Origin of the sequence: Kribbella sp. VKM Ac-2571 (assembly GCF_004362255.1) — a bacterium.
In the GTDB taxonomy this organism is placed as follows: domain Bacteria; phylum Actinomycetota; class Actinomycetes; order Propionibacteriales; family Kribbellaceae; genus Kribbella; species Kribbella pratensis.
Window position 1 is genome coordinate 20,522 of sequence record NZ_SNWS01000027.1, and the last position, 16,167, is coordinate 36,688.

Below are 16,167 nucleotides of genomic sequence, written 5' to 3' on the forward strand. Positions count from 1 at the left end.
GCGATGAGGGAGCGGCTCAATTACCTCTTTGTTAATGGAGGCGCAGCGTGCGTCCGCCGTACGCTGACTTTGTGACCGTGCTGGAAGAGCCGCAGACCGTGGGGGAGATGCTTCGCTTCTGGCGGATGCATCGGAAGCTGAGTCAGCTCGAGTTGGCGCTCGATGCCGAAGTGTCGACCAAGCACCTGAGTTTCGTGGAGACGGGCCGCGCGCAGCCGAGCCGGCAACTGCTGGTGCATCTCTCGAACCATCTCGACCTGCCGCTGGCCGAGCAGAACCGGTTGCTGCTCGCGGGTGGATTCGCGCCGCGGTACCTCGACGAGCCGTACCACTCCGACGCGATGCTCCCGCTCCGCGAACCGCTGCGCCAACTTCTCGACGCACACCTGCCGAACCCGGCGCTGATCGTCGACGGCCTCTGGAACCTGATCGACGCGAACGCCGCCGCGTCACTGCTCTGGGACGGCGTCGACCCCGAACTCCTGAAGCCGCCGATGAACATGCTGCGCCTCGCCCTCCACCCCGGCGGCCTGCCCAGCATCTCGTCCATGACCGCGGCGTGCAGCGTCCCGCTCATCCACCAGCTGAAACGCAAGAGCCGCGACACCGCCGACCAACCACTCGCGGACCTCCTCGAACAACTCGAGCCCTACCTCCCCGACAATCCGGTCACCGGCCCGTCCCAACAGCCCATGGTCACCCTCGACCTCCAAACCCGCCTAGGCCCCGTCCGCCTCTTCACCCTCATAGCCACCATCGGCGCCCCCTTAGAAGTAACAGCCGCCAACCTGGCCATAGAAACCTTCCTCCCCACAGACCCCACCAGCAGCGAGCGGCTACGCGCCCTGGCACAGACGCAATGACGCCCGCCCTGGACCAAGCGGTCCTGGGCGCCGCCCGCGCCGCTATCGTGGAACTCTGCAAGTCCGGCTCACCGGTCGTACGTCCCGAAACCGTCGACGAGATCCTGGCAGTCGCCATACGTCGCTGGCAGTCCTTTCACCGCCGCAACGACCGCAGTGCAGACGTCAACACCCGCACCATCGACCTGGCCAAAGGCCTCCTCAACACCTTCGAACCCGATCCGCCCCTCGCCGGCCCCCTCAAAGCCGACTACCACCACCTAGCCGCAACCCTGGCGAACCTCTTTGCCTCCGCCTAGTCTCGGTGGCGTTGGAGGAGTTGGGGGGATGACTCGAAGCCTAGGCGCTCGTAGACCGGTACTGCCTTGCGGCCAGAGTGGACCGTTACGTGTAGGGCGCCGGCGTCTATTGCGTGCTCCGATGCAGCCTTGACGAGGGCCGACCCGATTCCTCGGCCCCGGGTTTCCGGGATGACGAAGACGCTCTGGATGTCCGCGGACATCCGGCTCATCGCCCCAGGTCTCGGAACGCGTGGAACGAGTGCAACCCACGCCATACCGACGAGCTCCGGCTGATCGAGCCGTGCGACGTACGCCACATGCGACTTGTCACGGGCCGCCCACCACTGCCCGAGCTCCACTGTGAATGCGTCGACCGCCTGCTCCTCCAGCTCCTCGTCGCTGCTGTTCAACCACAACAACCGCGCGAGCCCCGCAACATCATCTGCATCAGCCTGACTGATCCGCACGACCTGAAGTCTTTCACGGAACCGGATCCCAGTGCGGGCGGTCCGTTTCGAGCAGCCGGAGCCAGATCTCGCTCATCGTCGGGTACGCCGGGACGGCATGCCAGAGACGATCCAGCGGCACCTCACCGGCGATGGCGATGGTGGCCGCGTGCAGCAGTTCGGCGACATCGGGGCCGACCGCGGTGAACCCGATCAGGATGTTGCGGTCGGCATCGACGATCATCCGCGCCTGACCACGGTAGTCGTCGGCGTGCAGCGCCGCTCCGGCGATTGCTCCGAGGTCGTAGTCGACAATCCGAATGTTCACACCGGCGGCGGCAGCAGCTTCGGCGGACAGACCGACTGCGGCGACCTCTGGATCGGTGAAGATCACCTGCGTCGCGGCACGTACGTCAGCCGTGACCGCCTGCCGTCCCCACCGAGCCAGGTCGGGCTCCTCGCCACGAGCTCGTACGGCGATCGCGTCGCCCAGCGCACGTCCTTGGTACTTGCCGTGATGGGTGAGGAGTACCCGCTTGTTCACGTCGCCCGCGGCGTACAGCCAACCCTCGCCGACAGGATCGCCGGCGTCGTCGACAACAGCGAGCGTGTCATCGACGTGCAGCCAGTCTCCCGGCGTGAGACCGACGTGATCCAAGCCGAGGTCCTTCGTATTGGGCGCGCGCCCGGTCGCGACGAGCACCTCGTCCGCTTCGACCGTCGCGCCGTCGGAGAGCGTCAGATGTACGCCGTCTGCATCCCGACGAGCCTCAGCGACCTCGACGTCCAGGTGAAGCGACACTCCCGCCGTACGGAGAGCGGCCGCCACGTGTTCACCGGCGAACGGTTCCACTCCGGGCAGCAGTCGGCTCTGAGAAATGAGGGTCACCTGCGAGCCGAGCGCGCTGAAGGCGGTAGCCATCTCGGAGCCGACGACTCCGCCACCGATGATGGCCAACCTCGTCGGGACGTTCTGTACGGCGGCCGCCTCGCGACTCGTCCACGGTGTCACGTCCGCCAGCCCGCGGATGGGTGGGATGTGAGCGCTGCTGCCGGTGGCGATCACGACCGCGTGGCGTGCTGTGACGGTGGTCGTCGTACCGTCCGCCTGGGTGACGGTGACAGTACGCATCCCAGTGATGCGTCCGTGGCCGCGGACCAGGTTGATGCCGGCGTGGTTCAGCCACTCGACTTGGCCGGAGTCGCTCCAGTTGGAGGCGAACCGGTCGCGCCGGGCGAGCACCGCGGCTGTGTCCAGATTGCTGGTGACGGTTCGGCCGGCGGCCGGCAGTGCGCGAGCGGCGCGTAGGGCGGCGGCGTCGCGAAGCAGGGCCTTGGTCGGCATGCAGGCCCAGTACGAGCACTCGCCGCCGACGAGTTCGTGTTCGACGATCGCCGCCGTCAGGCCGCCTTGCACTACTCGGTCGGCGACGTTCTCACCGACCGGTCCGCCACCGATGATCACGACGTCGAAGAGCTTCTCCGTCATGTCAGCTCACCTTCGCGGCGAGGCGATGCAGACGGACCGCGGAGATCAGGAAGAAGATGCCGCCCAGGATCGCGTACCCGGCAATGCTCGTGAGCGACGCCTTCGCGCCACCGGCCATCACGATGAAGCTGCCGCCGGCGAGGACCGAGATGCCGCCGCTGAGAATCATCGCCCACTGACCACCGAGCCGGTAGCGCAGGATCGCGACGACCAACTGGACGATGCCGGCTGTGATCGCCCACGCGCCCCACACCCGCAGCACGCTCGGGATGCCGGACCCGGCCGCGACGGCCAGGCCGATCGCGGTGAGCAGGCTCAACGCCATGTTCACGTAGAGCGGTGCCTTCGGGCGCGTCGTACCCGAGGACCGGAAGTCGATCACCGCCGCCGCGACGTCGAACAGCGGGTAGATCACCAAGAGCGCGGTTGCTCCCGGGTTGATCTTCTTGGCGATCGCCATCATCAGGACCGCCCAGACGATCGCGAAGCTGAAGCGGACGAAGTACAGCGTGCGCAGCGCCTTCGTACTGTCGGCGGCGCCGGCCATCGGGCCGGCAGTGGCTGCATAGGAACTGGACACCAGGTGCCTCTCATCTCGTGTAGATAGAACGATCGGTACACCGGGAGCCTGCAGCAAGCTGTCTCCCGTTGTCAAGACCGATCGTTCTATCTGCTAATCTCCGAGTACCGAAGCGATCTGGAAGGGGAGGCGGTATGTCGGAAGCACGGGCGCGACTGCTCAGCACGGCCACTGGGCTCTTCTACGCCGAAGGCATTCGCGCTGTGGGCGTCGACCGCGTCATCGCGGAGGCGCAAGTTACGCGTGCAACGCTGTACCGGCATTTCGCGAGCAAGGACGACCTGATCGTCGCTTATCTGACGCAGGCCGACGAGGCGATCAGGGCGCAGCTGAACACGGCGCGGGCCCAGGACGCGAGCCCGGCCGACATCATTCGAGCTGTCAGCCGATCGATCGCCGACGACATCCAGCGCCCTGGCTTCCGAGGCTGCGCGTTCCTGAACGCCGCTGCCGAGTACCCGGACCCAGCCTTCGCCGTGCACCAGGCGGTCCTCAAGCACCGGCAATGGTTCCTGTGGACCATGGCCGAACTCTTCACCGGCCTCGGCAAGATCGACCCCGAACCAGCCGCCCGCCATTTCGTCATGCTCCGAGACGGCGCCATGGCCGCCGGCTGCCTGACGGACCCCAAGCCCGTCTGCGAAACCTTCCTCCGCGGAGTAGAGGGCCTCCTCACCTACCGCAGCCGCGAAGAACAAGCCTGAAAAGCACGTATTGCCGTTCGGATGCTGCCCCGCCGACGGTCACGTACACAGCTATTCGTTGGCCTGCTGTCGTTCCCTTCGATGAAGGTGCGTTCGAGGAGGAGTCCCGTGCGATTCTCCGGGCACTCGCGTTCCGTCCGGGGCCGACGCCGTGGGGCCGTTGGGTGCGGGGTGACTGTTAATGTCGCCGGGATGGATGGGGATCTTCGGCTTGCGTTCGATGCCGTCGAGGTGGCGGCTGAGGTTGCTGTTGGGTATTTCGGGGCTGGGGTTGTGGCGACGTTGAAGGCTGACGGTACGCCGGTGACGGAGGCTGATCGGGCCGTCGAGCGGCTGCTTCGGCAGACGTTGTCGGTGGCTCGGCCCGGTGATGCGTTTCTCGGGGAGGAACTGGGGGAGTTGGGGGAGTCCGATCGAGTCTGGATTCTCGATCCGATCGACGGCACCCGGTTCTTCAGCGAGGGGGACCCGAACTGGCGGATCCAGATCGCGCTGGAGGTTCGAGGGGTCACCGAGCTGGCGGTGGTCGTAGCTCCCGCGCTGGGTCGCTGCTGGTGGGCGACGCGAGGAGGCGGTGCCTTCGAGTCGTCCTGGCCACGTGCCGAGGCACGCCGTCTCGGAGTGAGTACGACGGCGTCGCCGGAAAACGCCGTACTAGTTGCTTTGGACAACGACTCCGGAGCTCGCCTTCCGTCGGCTCGCCCGCCGTGGAGCCCGCTGCCGCTGATCGAACTCGTCCACGGCGAACTCGACGCGTTCCTCGTCGAGCGCTACTACAAATGGGACCACGCGCCGTGGATCCTGATCGTCGAAGAGGCCGGCGGCCGTTTCACGAACCCCGTTGGGGGCAACTCGGGCGATCAAGGCGGCGGCCTGTACTCGAACGCCGCCCTCCACGACAACCTGCTCGCCACTCTGCACTACCCACTCCGTCCCTGACCGGGCAACGGCGCGCCTCGCCCTCCGGCTGTCACGAGACGAACCGTTCCGGGCGAAAGTCTGCGAGCAGCTCATCTCGCTTCCCGTTGACGATCTCGGACGCGAGCAGCCGGCCGAGCACTGGTCCGAGCGTGATCCCACTGTGCGAAACGGCCTCGTAGTACCCCGGCACAGACGGCACCGCGCCCACCGACGGGAAACCGTCGATCGGGATCGCCCGTTCGACGACCCGTGTGTCTGCGATGCGGGAGCTCCTCAGCTCGGGTACGACGTACTGCGCCCGTTCATGCAGCCGCCGGGCGAGCGCGGCAGGATCCTCGCCGGTGTCGATCAGTGCGTCGACCTCGCGACTGTGGAGCACTACCGAGTCGTCACCATCAGGACGGATCTCGATGTGCGGCGCGTGCATGGCCCGACGAACAGGGACCTGCGCACAGTCGAGCCGCGTGACGACGCCGGGTTCGCGGCGCATCGGCAAATGTCGTGAGATGAGCCCGGCGACATGGGCGGCGTTGGGGCCTGCCGCGTTCACCACTACGTCGACGTCGAGGCGAGTCCCGTCGGAGAGCCCAACGGTCCAGTCAGCATCGATCTCACGGACAGCAGTGCCGAAGCGATGCTCAGCGCCGGACGCAACAGCCAGGCGGGTCAGGCAGCCAACGAGCTGACGGCCATGCACCCAGGCTTCGTCCGGGTAGAACGCGACTGGAGCCTCGTCGGGTATCGCGACAGCAGGCTCGAGGTGGCGGCGTACCTCGGCTCCTGTCTGCAGCTCGACCCGGTAGTCCCACGCAGCCAACAGATCCGCGGTCTTCAGCAGCTGTGCCGGATCGTCGGCCCAGCGTAGGTGGCCGGTGGGATGCCACCATGAGCCTGGCCCGATGGCGTCGGCGAGTTCACGGTACGCCGCCATCCCCGCGACTTTCAGATCGAAGTAGGACTTGCGCGCGGTCTTGTTGCTGGCGTTGACCCACGAGAACGACCAGTTGGTGACACCTTCGCCCGGCCGGCCGGCGTCGACGAAGATCACCTCGACGCCGAGCCGGGACAGATTCCAGCCCACACAGGCTCCGAGGACCCCCACTCCAATGACAACAACCTTCATCGCCGACGCTCCGCATCGTCTTTGTTTACAAGGGTTTTCGCCCAGTGTTCAGCCTGGCCGCCGACGAGGGCGCCGGTGAGCCAGCCCATTGCAAGGAGCAGGCCGAGGGATCCGGCCGTGATGAGTACCGCGAGCAACATGCCATTCATCGTCGAGCGGATCGAGACACGGAGACAGTGGCAAGAATGCCGTTCTCCGATAGATTCTGGTCATGCATCGAATCGCTGTTCTCGCGGTCGAGGGGATCCACAGCTTCGACCTGTCGATGCCGCTGCAGGTGTTCAGTACGGCGCATTCGCTGGAGAAGGCACCCGGGGAGCTCTTCGGTCCGCGGCTGTACGACGTACGGGTCTGTGGTAACGGTCGCGACCTGCTTGTCGCCGGCGTCGGCGGGGTAGAGATGTTCCGGCTCACGCCGCCGTACCCGCTGGCCGCCGCGATCGACGCGGACACCATCGTGGTCATCGGCGCACCCGCAGGCCGCGAACCGCTGACCGAAGCACTCGAGCTGCTGCGGGAGGCGCACCGGCGCGGCATCAGGATCGCCTCGATCAGCGCCGGTGGCGCTGCGGTGATGGCGGCGTCCGGCTTGCTGGACGGCCGGCGGTTGGCGACGCACTGGTCGCGGGCCAACGTGCTGGCCGAGCGTTACCCGCAGGTGGTGGTCGACACCGACGCGCTCTACATCGACCACGGCGACGTGCTGACCTCTGCCGGCGCGGCCAGTGGCATCGACATGTGCCTGCACATGATCCGTCAGGACTTCGGATCCGCGGTCGCGGCCGATGTCGCTCGGCACATGGTCGTGCCACCACAACGCGACGGCGGCCAGGCGCCGTACATCGCACACCCGGATCCCGGAGACGACCACGGATCACTGGAGCCGACGATGCGGTGGCTACGAGAACGCCTGGGGGAGCCGGTGACCTTGGCGGAGATTGCGTCGTACGCCGGAACCAGCCCGCGCACGCTCAACCGGAGATTCCGCGAACAGACCGGCACGACGCCACTGCAATGGTTGCTGCGGCAACGAGTTCATCATGCGCAGGAGCTGCTGGAAACCACCGACCTGTCCGTCGAGGAGATCTCCAGGCACTGCGGATTCGGTACGTCGATCGCGATGCGCCAGCACTTCGCCAAACACATCAGAACCTCACCGATGGCCTACCGCCGCACCTTCCGCGCCCGCACCGACTGACATCGGCTGACTTCGACTGACTTCGACTGACTTCGCCGAGAACGAGGACGGAGCCCCACCGCGGTGTGCGGCGGGGCTCCGTCCCTGGACGACCTAGCGAGTGGTCGGCGCCGGCTCGCGGCGGCCGGTGTCGATCGCGAGGTCACCGACGTAGTTGGTGCGCAGGGCGAAACGGTCCCGGCTGTTGGTCTTGACCCACTCCGCGGCCCTCGCGGCGGCGGTGTCGGCCTGCGCCCGGGTCTCCCAGGTGCTGATGGAGATGAAGGCGTTCTTCTCGACCTGGGCAACCCCGTAGGACACGAAGCCCTGGCTCTCCTTGAACAAGGGAACCATCCCGGACTGCGCCTGGCCGACGACCTCGTCGAAGGTGCCGGTCTTGATGTCGTACAGAGCGACGCGCGTGCAGCGCATGGTGTGCCTTCCTGTGGTGGAGCGGCTCACGTAACCGCGAACCAGTTCCAACCACCGAACCTACGCTAGTAATTTAATACTGGCAATACAGTTCCTAGATCTGAGCATCTAGTATGATCTCTCTCATGGCCTGGGGCTTTCTGACGAACCACGCGCAGGCACTGCTGTGCATCGCGCACGATCCGGGCGTGCGGTTGCGGGAGATCGCGATCGCGCTCGGCATCACCGAGCGCGCCGCCTTCGGCATCGTCACCGATCTGGTGGACGCCGGATACGTGGTCAAGGACAAGAACGGCCGCCGCAACCGCTATGCGGTCCAGGTCGACAAACCGCTGCCGGAAGCTCTGCTGAACCAGCGAACGGTCGGCCAGCTCGTGGACATCCTCGCGCACACCGAACTCGAGACGCACGACGCCACCTGAGCCCCGCACCGAGATCGAGTGCCGGATTCTCGGCGATCTCGGACACCGACGCCTCACCTGACTCAGCGGACGCCTGGCCTCGGGTACGACGCGTTCGTCAGGTCGTCTCGAGCACCGCTTCGACGATCGTGCTAAACGCGTCGCGGGCTGGGCTGTCGGCGTCTTTCAGCCCTGCCAACGCGCAGATGGAAGGCGGCAGGTCGCGGAGCGGAACGGCGACCACGTCAGGGTGCTGGAAATGCTGCGCGAACGGTACGACGGTGGGATGGACGAGTTGACCACGCGCCAGGAGGTAGAGGAGTTCGGCGTTGTCGTCGACGGGTGCCTCGACGAACCGGATGAGTCGTCCCGATGGCGTCCTTGCCGGACAGGTCGGCTCGGCCAGCTCGGCGGGGACGCCGTGGGGTCGCCGGACGTCGTGACCTACGAGGTCCTCCGTGGTCACGTCGGTGCGGCCGGCGAGTGGGTGGGTTCTGCCGACCATGACAACGCGCTTGTCGGTACTCAACACCGAACCGACTGCGATGTCCGGTTGGTCGAGCGGCAGCCGCGTCATGACCAGGTCGATCTCGCGTCGACGCAGAGGACCGAGCCGGTCATCGAACGGCGTGGTGGTCAGCTGCACCTTGGCGCCCGCGTAGACCGCCTCGTACCGTTCGATCGCTCGGCTCAGGACGCCCACACCGGAAGCAAAGTTGAGCAGGCCCACACGCACCACACCTGGCCCCCGACCTCTTGCTTGGGCTCTACGTAGTACCCGGTCCAGACCCGTGACGGCTGGATCCAGCTCGGCGTACAACTCGCGTCCGGCCACGGTGAGACTGACGACGCGACTGGTGCGGTGGAAGAGCAAATCACCGCCGAGCTTGCGCTCGAGGACCCGCAGGCTCTGGGAGACGCGCGAGGTCGTCAGACCGAGCCGTTCGGCGGCGCGGCCGAAGTGCAACTCCTCAGCGAGCACCAGAAACAGGCGCACTTCTCGCAGCTCGACCTCCGGAATCATGTACCGACGCTACACGCTGCGTGGAACAGATCGTCGTTGATGCGGTCCGCTCGCGCTGCCAGGCTCAGAGCCATGAAGTCCGGGAACATCATCACGGTAGGCGTGCTCACCCCTCACGCCTCTGAGGGGCAGTACGCGGAGTGGCGGTGCATGGCTGCGACGCATGTTCGCGTCTACTTCTCGAGGACGCAGAACCCGGCGTCGCCCGGAACTGAACCGCCGACCTCTGTAGCCGACCTACTCGCGCGGACCACGCCGGCCGCGCTCGACGAGGCAGTATCGACGTTGCCACTCGCCGCACTGGATGCGCTGGTCCTGGCATCGACGAGCTCGGGCTACGCCCTTGGCCGCCGCGAAGAATCGGCACTGGTGCAGCGGCTCTCCGAGCGGTGGGGCGTGCCCGCGTGCGCCACCGCGATGTCGGTGGTGTCGGCATTGCGGGCACGCGACATCGAGCGGGTCAGTCTCATTCACCCACCGTGGTTCGGGGCCTCGCTCAACGATCTCGGCGCCGAATACTTCCGCAGCCAGGGCTTCGAGGTCGTCGAGGCCCTGATAGCGGAGCTTCCGAACGACCCGGACCGGATCGAGCCGGCCTCGGTCGTCGACTGGATCTCCGACCATCTCAGCCCGCGCGCCGAAGCTGTGGTCATCGGCGGGAACGGCTTCCGGGCGGCCCGGTCGGTCCACGCGTTGGAGAGCAGGATCGGACGGCTCGTTTTGGAGGCGAACCAGGTCCTGCTGAGATCCGTCCTCGACAGCGCGGGAGCAGCAATCACCATCGACGGATTCGGAAGGCTGCTCAACGGCCTTCCTGGCCCAGCAAACACAAGGAACGAGAGGTAGTCATGCGGAACGTCATCCTGTACATGTCCATGTCGCTGGACGGCATCGTCGCCAGCGACCGCGAGCACCCCGGCGGCGCGGTCGAGGATCCCGAGGTGAAGGAGTGGAAGCTGGAACGGATCAGGAAGGCCGGCGCTCACCTGATGGGTCGCGTCTCGTACCAAGAGATGGCGCCGTTCTGGCAGCAATCCGACGACCCGTACGCCGCGCCGATGAACGACATCCCCAAGGTCGTGTTCTCCAAGACGCTCAGTGACGCCGAGGCCACGTGGCCGATCACCCGCGTCGCGCGCGGAGACCTCGCCACCGAGATCGCCGGCATCAAGGCCGAACCAGGCCCCGACGTCATCGTCTGGGGCGGAGCCGGCCTCGCCGGGGCACTGGCCGCGGCAGACTTGATCGACGAGTACCGCCTCCTGGTCCAGCCGATGGTCCTGGGGCAAGGGCAGACCCTGTTCGACCAACTGCCGGAGTCGCGACACCTGGACCTGGTCGAAGCCACGCCGTACCCCAGCGGCATCGTCGTACAGATCTATCGCCCGCAGCGCACCTGACAACTTTCTCGGCCACAGCGACGTCCCTAGTCAGCCGAGTGAATACCGCTGACAAAGGAGCGTTTGGTGCCGAAGACTGATTACGACGAGTTCGCTGAGGCGTACTCCGCGGACAACGAGACTAATCTGCTCAACGGCCACTACGAGCGGCCGGCGATGGTGAGCCTTGCCGGTGACGTGGACGGCCGTCGCATCCTCGACGCCGGTTGCGGCTCCGGTCCGTTGTCCGCGGCGCTCCGTGACAAGGGCGCGATCGTGTCCGGCTTCGACCTGAGCGCGGCGATGATCGAGCTGGCCCGCCGAAGGCTGGGGGAGGACGCCGACCTGACCGTCGCCGACCTGGCCAAGCCGCTGCCGTACGACGATGCCGCCTTCGATGACGTCGTTGCCTCCCTCGTCCTGCACTATCTGCAGGACTGGACCGAGCCGCTCGCAGAGCTGCGCCGGGTGCTGAAGCCGGGCGGACGCCTGATCCTGTCGCTGAACCACCCGTACGTCTACACGGCTTTGAACCCCGACGGCGAGTACTTCGACATCGCCGAGTTCACCTTCGACGCCGAGCACGCCGGCCGTACGGTCGTCTACTCGATCTGGCACCGGCCGCTCCAGGCGATGTCCGACGCCTTCACGGCGGCAGGTTTCCGGATCTCGGTCATCAGCGAGCCGCCGATCTCCCCGGACACGCCGCCCGAACTGCGTCCGCAGAACATGAAGCACCCGGCACGGTTCATCAGCTTCATCTTCTTCGTCCTCGAGGCGTGCTGAAGCCACTCTTCGTCGACCGACCACCGGTAGCGTCTCGTCGCGGGCGCGCGCCTGGTTGGCTAAATGGTTGGCTAAATGGTTGTGACCTGGACGGCGCTCAGGAGGCTGGGCAGGCTCTCCGGGTGGGCCATCGTCAAGTCCGCGAGTTCGCTGGGCCGGAACCAGCGAAGATCGTCGTGCTCCTCGGGTGCGGCGTTGACGGGTTCTCCGTCCCAGCGCGTGATGAGGAACGCGTGTACGTCGAGGGTCGGGTCGTTGACCGTCATCGGGACCGGTATGGGGTCGTGGATGTGGACACCGAGTTCTTCGAGGCATTCCCGGCGTACGGCCTGATGAGGCAACTCGCCCGACTCGACATGTCCGCCGGCGGAGAAGCTCCAGGAGTCGGGATACCACTGTCGCGATGGGTGGCGATGCACAAGGAGCACGAGACCGTCGCGAACGAGTACAGCGACTGAGATCGGAATCAGGGCGACCATGCAGGCACACTAGCCACCGCATCCGACAGCTCACGGTCGACCGGAGCTGATGAGTCGCGGGGGAGTGATCAAACTGGCGCCTACTGTCTGCGCCCCCGCTTACTGTCCGGCCAGCTCGGCCACGACCGGCGCGAGGGTTTCGGCGAAGTCGCCTCCGATGACGAAGTAGGAGAAGCCGATCTCCTCGCGACGTCGTTGGATTTCTTCGGCGGCTGCCGCCGGGTCACTCGGCAGTATGAGGAGCGAGTCGGCTGCGCGAAGCGCCGCGGTGTCGAGGGTGGGCGGCGCCATGAACGCAGCGACACCGTCGCCGACGGCGGAGACGTGCTGGACGAGTTCGATGTCCCGGCCGCCCGCAAACTCGCTGACCCGCCTCGTGGTTTCGGCCCGATCATCGTCCGGCGAGAGTACGAATGTGACGGCGTCAGCAACTTCGCGCGCCAGCGCCTGCGACTTCGGTCCGCTGACCGCCATGACAACCGGCGTGTGCAGGTCGGGGCCGTCGAACTCGCGCAGGGTGGCCACGGTCTCGCGCATCCTGGCGCGACGGTCAGCGGGGGAGACGGCAGGCAAGCCTACTTCGACTTCGATCCCGGGCCGGCCGGCGCCGATGCCCATTTCGAAGCGGCCTTCCGTCAGTACTGAGAGTGAGTGGGCCTCCCAGGCTGTGCTCCATGGTTCGCGCAGCGCGGCGGCATAGACCCACGAGCCAATCCGCAGGTCAGTGAGCGCCGCCGCGGTTGCCAGCGTCGGTGCGAGTGCCGGTTGCCACGTAGGAACATCGGGCATCAGCAACGTTGAGTAACCACTGTCGGCGATGCGGCGCACGCGGTCTCGCCACGCCGGCAGGTCAGAACGGATCGGCGCAACAACCCCGAACCGGAAGGGTCTGGTCACTCGCCTGGCCTGGTCGTCCATCGTGTTCTCCTCAAGTCCGGGACCTTGTCCGGTCCGCTTGCCTTATCCACGACCCAGCCACCCAGAATCCGACAACCCCACCCAAAAACTTCGAACCACCGTCGCCGACGGCCGCGTTGTTGGCGGGCGCGGGACAGTTCTGCGGGCCGGCTCATCGTCCACGTCGACCTCGGAGAGTCAGTCGCTCAGCTGTTGGTCTTCAGGCGGTGTTGGGTGTGAAGTTTCGTGAGCCAGGCGGCGAAGGCGCCGAGGTCTTCGACGTTCGTTTGGGGGATATGGAGTTTGGTGCCGCGAGTGGAAGTGATGGTCAGGTACGGGGCAGCGAGCCCGCTGGGTGTGACGAGGGTGGAACCCCCGAACTCGGACCACCGGATCTGCCGCCACCAAGCGAAGCGGATGCCAGTGGCGTTCACGGTCACTCGCGGGTGACCGAGGAGGAACAGGACGGCGAGCGCGATACAGACGGCGAGGAGTACGCCGAGCAGCGCCACCCGGATCGTGAACCAGGTGTCGCGGGTGTCGAGGTCCCCGACAACAGAGACGATCGGGATGCCGGCCAGCGTCAGCACGACGACCAGCCCGCCAAACGCCAGCGCCCGCCGGACCGCGAAGACCACCCTGCCGGAACGATGCAACTCCGCGTCCCAGGCACCGATGTCCTGATTCCCCATCACCATGTGTCAATCCCTCCGGCGCGGAAGTCTACTTGGCCCATGTCCGGCTGCTCATGCCAGCCGCCAGCATCACCTCGAACACCTGTTCGCCCGGCCGCAGCACCTGTGAAGCCGAGCCCGGCACCAGCCACGGACCCGTGAGGGCATGGGAGTTGATGAGCGGGGAGTAGTCGGGGGAGCGGAGCGGCTGGATCGGGCCGTCTGCGGAGTTTCCCTGCGCCGTGGTCTCCGGGAGTTCGAGTGCTGAATCGGTTCGCCGCGGGTTTGAAATCTCGTCAGCGTCGGTGGTACTCCAGTGCCGCGAGCACGCGCCGGTTCACGGTCGGATCGGCGTGCAAGCCGAGCTTGCGGAAGACGGTACTGATGAGGGGTTCGACCGTCTTCACACTCAGGTGCAGCTCTTGGCAGATCGCTGCGTTGCTCAGCCCGCGCGCCATGAGCTCGAGGACCTCACGCTCGCGCGGCGTGAGGTCCTCGAGGTGCCCGGCACTCGACTCCCGCCGAACCATTTCGGCCAGCGTGAGCCGGTCCAGGAGCAGGGCCTCCTGGGCGCTGAGGTCCTGCATCATCCGCTTCTCACTGCGCGTGAGAACCGTGACTCCCGGCACCACGAGTGCGCCCACCACTCGGCCGCCGGAACTGACCGGCCACGTGCGCTCGGGAAGCGCGTCCAGCGGACACGGCGCCGGGTCGACGTCGGTCTCGGGCCAAACGCCCACGGCGTGCAGCGCCGCCTCGTCGCCCATCCACACGGTCGCTCCTGGTGCGTCCAGCGCCTCTGCGGCAGTCCGGGCCAGCGCTGTGGGCAGCCCTGCCTGACCCTTGTGCGCGTCCGTGAGCCAGGACAGGGCGCGGTACCGCCCGAGCACATGGCCGTAGAGGGCTGACCACCCAGCGACCAGAGGGATCAGCGACACCACGACCAATCCCGGCGTTGTCGAGCCCACCGCCACCACTCCCACAGCGAGCACCACGAAGGCTATGGCGACTCCGAGGAGTAGACCCAGGAGCGGTGCGCGGCTGCGGCCCGCGCGCCATCGCACCGTAACCGCGACGACCCACGAGATCTGCAGGACGAGGTAGAGCGGATGTGCCAGGACCTGCCAGACCACCGCGGCCGTTGTACGTCCCGGCAGGCTGAACGGTGGCGGGCCCGTGAGCCCCGCCGACGCCCACTCGACCGGCCACAGTGCCGAGAGCATCGCACAGACCGCAGCGAGCACGCAGGCGACCACGACGGCCGGCCGCCACCGGCGCGAAGGCAGGTGCCCCTCGGGGAAACAGATCACGGCGAGGGTCGTCACCAGCATGCCGACGACGATCGGCCAAACACCGAGCCAGCCCAGCCACGAGGAGACGGTTCCGGTCGCCGTGTGGCCGATCTGACGGCCGGCGAACATGACCGCCTCGACCAGACCGGCAGCCAGGAAGAGATCGCTCTCGCGGCTGCGCGGCCGTTCGGCCGCGAACCAGGCACCCACCAACGAGAGGGTGATGCCGAGGATCCCGTTGTGCATGTTGCTCCACCAGATTCCCCGGGTGAAGCCGACCGCGACCAAGACACACGCGGAGCTCGCAGCGACCAGCGAGAGCATCTCGCGCCTGGCGAACCTCGTCACGCAGCTGATCTTCACACAAACGACAGCCGCCGTACCCAGAAACACCCTGCTTTCGCGATTGCAGGGACAACCCCGTACCGGGGAGCACGGGCGTCGGCAGATCGTGGAGGCCTCCAACGAAGGGAATGGTCATGACCACCAGCCTCGACTCGCCCGCCTCCTCGCGCCGCCTCACGCTGGACGGCTGGACCCTCGCCGCCCTGGCCGGCGCCGCGGTGGCGTTCAACCTCGGTGGGGCCCTGCACCCCAACGACAGCGGCACCGGCAACAAGGTCGCCCAGTTGCATCAAATGCTGCTCCAGAGCAGCTGGTATCCCGCGCACCTGGGCCTGCTGGCCTCGTTCGGCCTGTTCACGGTCGCTTTCCTACGGCTGCCCGGCCGACTCGAGCTGGCGCCGGTCACCCGACGCATTGTCCGCGTGATGGCCGTGGTCTCGGCCCTGACAACAGTCGCGATGATCCCGCACCTGCTCGCACCGCTGGGTGCCGACTCCATCGCCGATGGGCAGTTGAACGCGTTGAGCGTGTTCATGACTGTCGACGAGACGCTCGCCGACGCCCCGTGGGCACTCGGCATCGCGCTGCTCGCCGTCGTCGCCGGCGTGACAGGCAACCTCGGCAACCGCCTGACGGCCGTCCTCGGCACGGTCGGAGGCGTCAGCTTCGCCGCCGCAGCCGTCACGATCCCGTTCACAGACGCGCTCGACGGGCTCTTCGCGGTCGGCGGAATGGGCATCACGCTGTGGGTCCTCAGCGTCGTCGCCGTGGGCGCATGGCGCCGCAGGCGCCTACTTCTACTCCCGTAGTCTAACTGGCAGGCACGGGAGTCGATGAGCCGGGAGTAGGGCGGCCGTGGCTGAGCTGGCGAATG

At 66.8% G+C, this 16,167-nt stretch carries 21 protein-coding genes; 10 read left to right on the forward strand and 11 right to left on the reverse strand.

The window, feature by feature from the left end; all coding sequences use genetic code 11:
- Nucleotides 1-71: 71 nt before the first annotated feature.
- Nucleotides 72-863, forward strand: a complete 792-nt coding sequence (locus EV651_RS38965; RefSeq protein ID WP_133790862.1) for a helix-turn-helix domain-containing protein — start codon at nucleotides 72-74, stop codon at nucleotides 861-863.
- A complete protein-coding gene (locus EV651_RS38970; RefSeq protein ID WP_133790864.1) occupies nucleotides 860-1,162 on the forward strand; it encodes a hypothetical protein in 303 nt (100 codons plus the stop codon). Before EV651_RS38965 ends, EV651_RS38970 begins: the two co-directional genes overlap by 4 nt.
- On the opposite strand, the gene EV651_RS38975 is transcribed toward EV651_RS38970, so the two are convergent.
- The 3 genes from EV651_RS38975 to EV651_RS38985 are packed head-to-tail and all read right to left on the reverse strand — an operon-like array spanning nucleotide 1,159 to nucleotide 3,659.
- Nucleotides 1,159-1,611: a GNAT family N-acetyltransferase gene (locus EV651_RS38975; RefSeq protein ID WP_166658935.1), complete on the reverse strand. Its 453-nt coding sequence runs from the start codon at nucleotides 1,609-1,611 to the stop codon at nucleotides 1,159-1,161. The genes EV651_RS38970 and EV651_RS38975 overlap by 4 nt on opposite strands.
- Nucleotides 1,612-1,624: 13 nt before the next feature.
- A complete protein-coding gene (locus EV651_RS38980; RefSeq protein WP_133790868.1) occupies nucleotides 1,625-3,079 on the reverse strand; it encodes an NAD(P)/FAD-dependent oxidoreductase in 1,455 nt (484 codons plus the stop codon).
- Nucleotide 3,080: 1 nt separating this feature from the next.
- Nucleotides 3,081-3,659 (reverse strand): hypothetical protein, encoded by a 579-nt coding sequence (locus EV651_RS38985; RefSeq protein WP_238157487.1) that lies wholly within the window; start codon nucleotides 3,657-3,659, stop codon nucleotides 3,081-3,083.
- Between the two features lie 134 nt (nucleotides 3,660-3,793).
- On the opposite strand from EV651_RS38985, the gene EV651_RS38990 reads away from it, so the two are divergent.
- Together EV651_RS38990 and EV651_RS38995 are read left to right on the forward strand one after the other, a co-directional pair.
- The gene (locus EV651_RS38990) at nucleotides 3,794-4,363 is read left to right on the forward strand and encodes a TetR/AcrR family transcriptional regulator (protein WP_133790870.1); all 570 of its coding nucleotides are present in this window, start codon (nucleotides 3,794-3,796) and stop codon (nucleotides 4,361-4,363) included.
- Nucleotides 4,364-4,555: 192 nt separating this feature from the next.
- Nucleotides 4,556-5,302, forward strand: a complete 747-nt coding sequence (locus tag EV651_RS38995; RefSeq protein ID WP_166658936.1) for an inositol monophosphatase family protein — start codon at nucleotides 4,556-4,558, stop codon at nucleotides 5,300-5,302.
- Nucleotides 5,303-5,333: 31 nt separating this feature from the next.
- On the opposite strand, the gene EV651_RS39000 is transcribed toward EV651_RS38995, so the two are convergent.
- On the reverse strand, nucleotides 5,334-6,407 hold the full coding sequence (locus tag EV651_RS39000) for an FAD-binding oxidoreductase (protein ID WP_133790874.1): 1,074 nt from the start codon (nucleotides 6,405-6,407) through the stop codon (nucleotides 5,334-5,336).
- A complete protein-coding gene (locus EV651_RS41720; RefSeq protein ID WP_166658937.1) occupies nucleotides 6,404-6,547 on the reverse strand; it encodes a hypothetical protein in 144 nt (47 codons plus the stop codon). Before EV651_RS41720 ends, EV651_RS39000 begins: the two co-directional genes overlap by 4 nt.
- A 71-nt stretch (nucleotides 6,548-6,618) precedes the next feature.
- Here EV651_RS41720 and EV651_RS39005 point away from each other — a divergent pair, with 71 nt between their 5' ends.
- A complete protein-coding gene (locus EV651_RS39005) occupies nucleotides 6,619-7,605 on the forward strand; it encodes a GlxA family transcriptional regulator (protein ID WP_133790876.1) in 987 nt (328 codons plus the stop codon).
- Nucleotides 7,606-7,698: 93 nt separating this feature from the next.
- Here EV651_RS39005 and EV651_RS39010 read toward each other — a convergent pair whose 3' ends face one another.
- Nucleotides 7,699-8,016, reverse strand: a complete 318-nt coding sequence (locus tag EV651_RS39010; RefSeq protein ID WP_133790878.1) for a hypothetical protein — start codon at nucleotides 8,014-8,016, stop codon at nucleotides 7,699-7,701.
- Between the two features lie 125 nt (nucleotides 8,017-8,141).
- Between EV651_RS39010 and EV651_RS39015 the strand changes: the two genes are divergently transcribed.
- Entirely contained in the window at nucleotides 8,142-8,438 is a 297-nt protein-coding gene (locus EV651_RS39015; protein ID WP_202870729.1) for a helix-turn-helix domain-containing protein, read from the forward strand.
- Between the two features lie 97 nt (nucleotides 8,439-8,535).
- On the opposite strand, the gene EV651_RS39020 is transcribed toward EV651_RS39015, so the two are convergent.
- Complete coding sequence (locus tag EV651_RS39020) at nucleotides 8,536-9,441, reverse strand: LysR family transcriptional regulator (RefSeq protein WP_133790882.1); 906 nt, start codon at nucleotides 9,439-9,441, stop codon at nucleotides 8,536-8,538.
- Between the two features lie 72 nt (nucleotides 9,442-9,513).
- Here EV651_RS39020 and EV651_RS39025 point away from each other — a divergent pair, with 72 nt between their 5' ends.
- The 3 genes from EV651_RS39025 to EV651_RS39035 all read left to right on the forward strand — a co-directional run bounded on the left by EV651_RS39025 (nucleotide 9,514) and on the right by EV651_RS39035 (nucleotide 11,606).
- Nucleotides 9,514-10,287 (forward strand): maleate cis-trans isomerase, encoded by a 774-nt coding sequence (locus EV651_RS39025; protein WP_133790884.1) that lies wholly within the window; start codon nucleotides 9,514-9,516, stop codon nucleotides 10,285-10,287.
- A gap of 2 nt (nucleotides 10,288-10,289) precedes the next feature.
- Entirely contained in the window at nucleotides 10,290-10,841 is a 552-nt protein-coding gene (locus tag EV651_RS39030; protein WP_133790886.1) for a dihydrofolate reductase family protein, read from the forward strand.
- A gap of 66 nt (nucleotides 10,842-10,907) precedes the next feature.
- The gene (locus tag EV651_RS39035; protein ID WP_238157488.1) at nucleotides 10,908-11,606 is read left to right on the forward strand and encodes a class I SAM-dependent methyltransferase; all 699 of its coding nucleotides are present in this window, start codon (nucleotides 10,908-10,910) and stop codon (nucleotides 11,604-11,606) included.
- 71 nt (nucleotides 11,607-11,677) lie between these two features.
- Here EV651_RS39035 and EV651_RS39040 read toward each other — a convergent pair whose 3' ends face one another.
- The 4 genes from EV651_RS39040 to EV651_RS42820 form a co-directional block, all read right to left on the reverse strand.
- Nucleotides 11,678-12,085, reverse strand: coding sequence for an NUDIX domain-containing protein (locus EV651_RS39040; RefSeq protein WP_133790888.1), 408 nt, complete (start codon nucleotides 12,083-12,085; stop codon nucleotides 11,678-11,680).
- A 99-nt stretch (nucleotides 12,086-12,184) separates the two neighbouring features.
- Complete coding sequence (locus tag EV651_RS39045) at nucleotides 12,185-13,003, reverse strand: LLM class flavin-dependent oxidoreductase (RefSeq protein ID WP_133790890.1); 819 nt, start codon at nucleotides 13,001-13,003, stop codon at nucleotides 12,185-12,187.
- A 185-nt stretch (nucleotides 13,004-13,188) separates the two neighbouring features.
- Nucleotides 13,189-13,680 (reverse strand): hypothetical protein, encoded by a 492-nt coding sequence (locus EV651_RS39050; protein WP_133790892.1) that lies wholly within the window; start codon nucleotides 13,678-13,680, stop codon nucleotides 13,189-13,191.
- Nucleotides 13,681-13,952: 272 nt separating this feature from the next.
- A complete protein-coding gene (locus EV651_RS42820) occupies nucleotides 13,953-15,296 on the reverse strand; it encodes a helix-turn-helix transcriptional regulator (RefSeq protein WP_238157489.1) in 1,344 nt (447 codons plus the stop codon).
- Nucleotides 15,297-15,427: 131 nt separating this feature from the next.
- On the opposite strand from EV651_RS42820, the gene EV651_RS39060 reads away from it, so the two are divergent.
- Nucleotides 15,428-16,102: a hypothetical protein gene (locus EV651_RS39060; protein WP_133790894.1), complete on the forward strand. Its 675-nt coding sequence runs from the start codon at nucleotides 15,428-15,430 to the stop codon at nucleotides 16,100-16,102.
- Nucleotides 16,103-16,167: the final 65 nt, after the last annotated feature.

Coding starts and splice junctions, on each gene's coding strand:
- EV651_RS38970 (WP_133790864.1), top strand. CDS start 860: ATGACGCCCGCCCTGGACCAAGCGGTCCTGGGCGCCGCCCGCGCCGCT.
- EV651_RS38980 (WP_133790868.1), bottom strand. CDS start 3,079: ATGACGGAGAAGCTCTTCGACGTCGTGATCATCGGTGGCGGACCGGTC.
- EV651_RS38990 (WP_133790870.1), top strand. CDS start 3,794: ATGTCGGAAGCACGGGCGCGACTGCTCAGCACGGCCACTGGGCTCTTC.
- EV651_RS38995 (WP_166658936.1), top strand. CDS start 4,556: ATGGATGGGGATCTTCGGCTTGCGTTCGATGCCGTCGAGGTGGCGGCT.
- EV651_RS39000 (WP_133790874.1), bottom strand. CDS start 6,407: ATGAAGGTTGTTGTCATTGGAGTGGGGGTCCTCGGAGCCTGTGTGGGC.
- EV651_RS41720 (WP_166658937.1), bottom strand. CDS start 6,547: ATGTTGCTCGCGGTACTCATCACGGCCGGATCCCTCGGCCTGCTCCTT.
- EV651_RS39005 (WP_133790876.1), top strand. CDS start 6,619: ATGCATCGAATCGCTGTTCTCGCGGTCGAGGGGATCCACAGCTTCGAC.
- EV651_RS39010 (WP_133790878.1), bottom strand. CDS start 8,016: ATGCGCTGCACGCGCGTCGCTCTGTACGACATCAAGACCGGCACCTTC.
- EV651_RS39015 (WP_202870729.1), top strand. CDS start 8,142: ATGGCCTGGGGCTTTCTGACGAACCACGCGCAGGCACTGCTGTGCATC.
- EV651_RS39020 (WP_133790882.1), bottom strand. CDS start 9,441: ATGATTCCGGAGGTCGAGCTGCGAGAAGTGCGCCTGTTTCTGGTGCTC.
- EV651_RS39025 (WP_133790884.1), top strand. CDS start 9,514: ATGAAGTCCGGGAACATCATCACGGTAGGCGTGCTCACCCCTCACGCC.
- EV651_RS39030 (WP_133790886.1), top strand. CDS start 10,290: ATGCGGAACGTCATCCTGTACATGTCCATGTCGCTGGACGGCATCGTC.
- EV651_RS39040 (WP_133790888.1), bottom strand. CDS start 12,085: ATGGTCGCCCTGATTCCGATCTCAGTCGCTGTACTCGTTCGCGACGGT.
- EV651_RS39045 (WP_133790890.1), bottom strand. CDS start 13,003: ATGGACGACCAGGCCAGGCGAGTGACCAGACCCTTCCGGTTCGGGGTT.
- EV651_RS39050 (WP_133790892.1), bottom strand. CDS start 13,680: ATGGTGATGGGGAATCAGGACATCGGTGCCTGGGACGCGGAGTTGCAT.
- EV651_RS39060 (WP_133790894.1), top strand. CDS start 15,428: ATGACCACCAGCCTCGACTCGCCCGCCTCCTCGCGCCGCCTCACGCTG.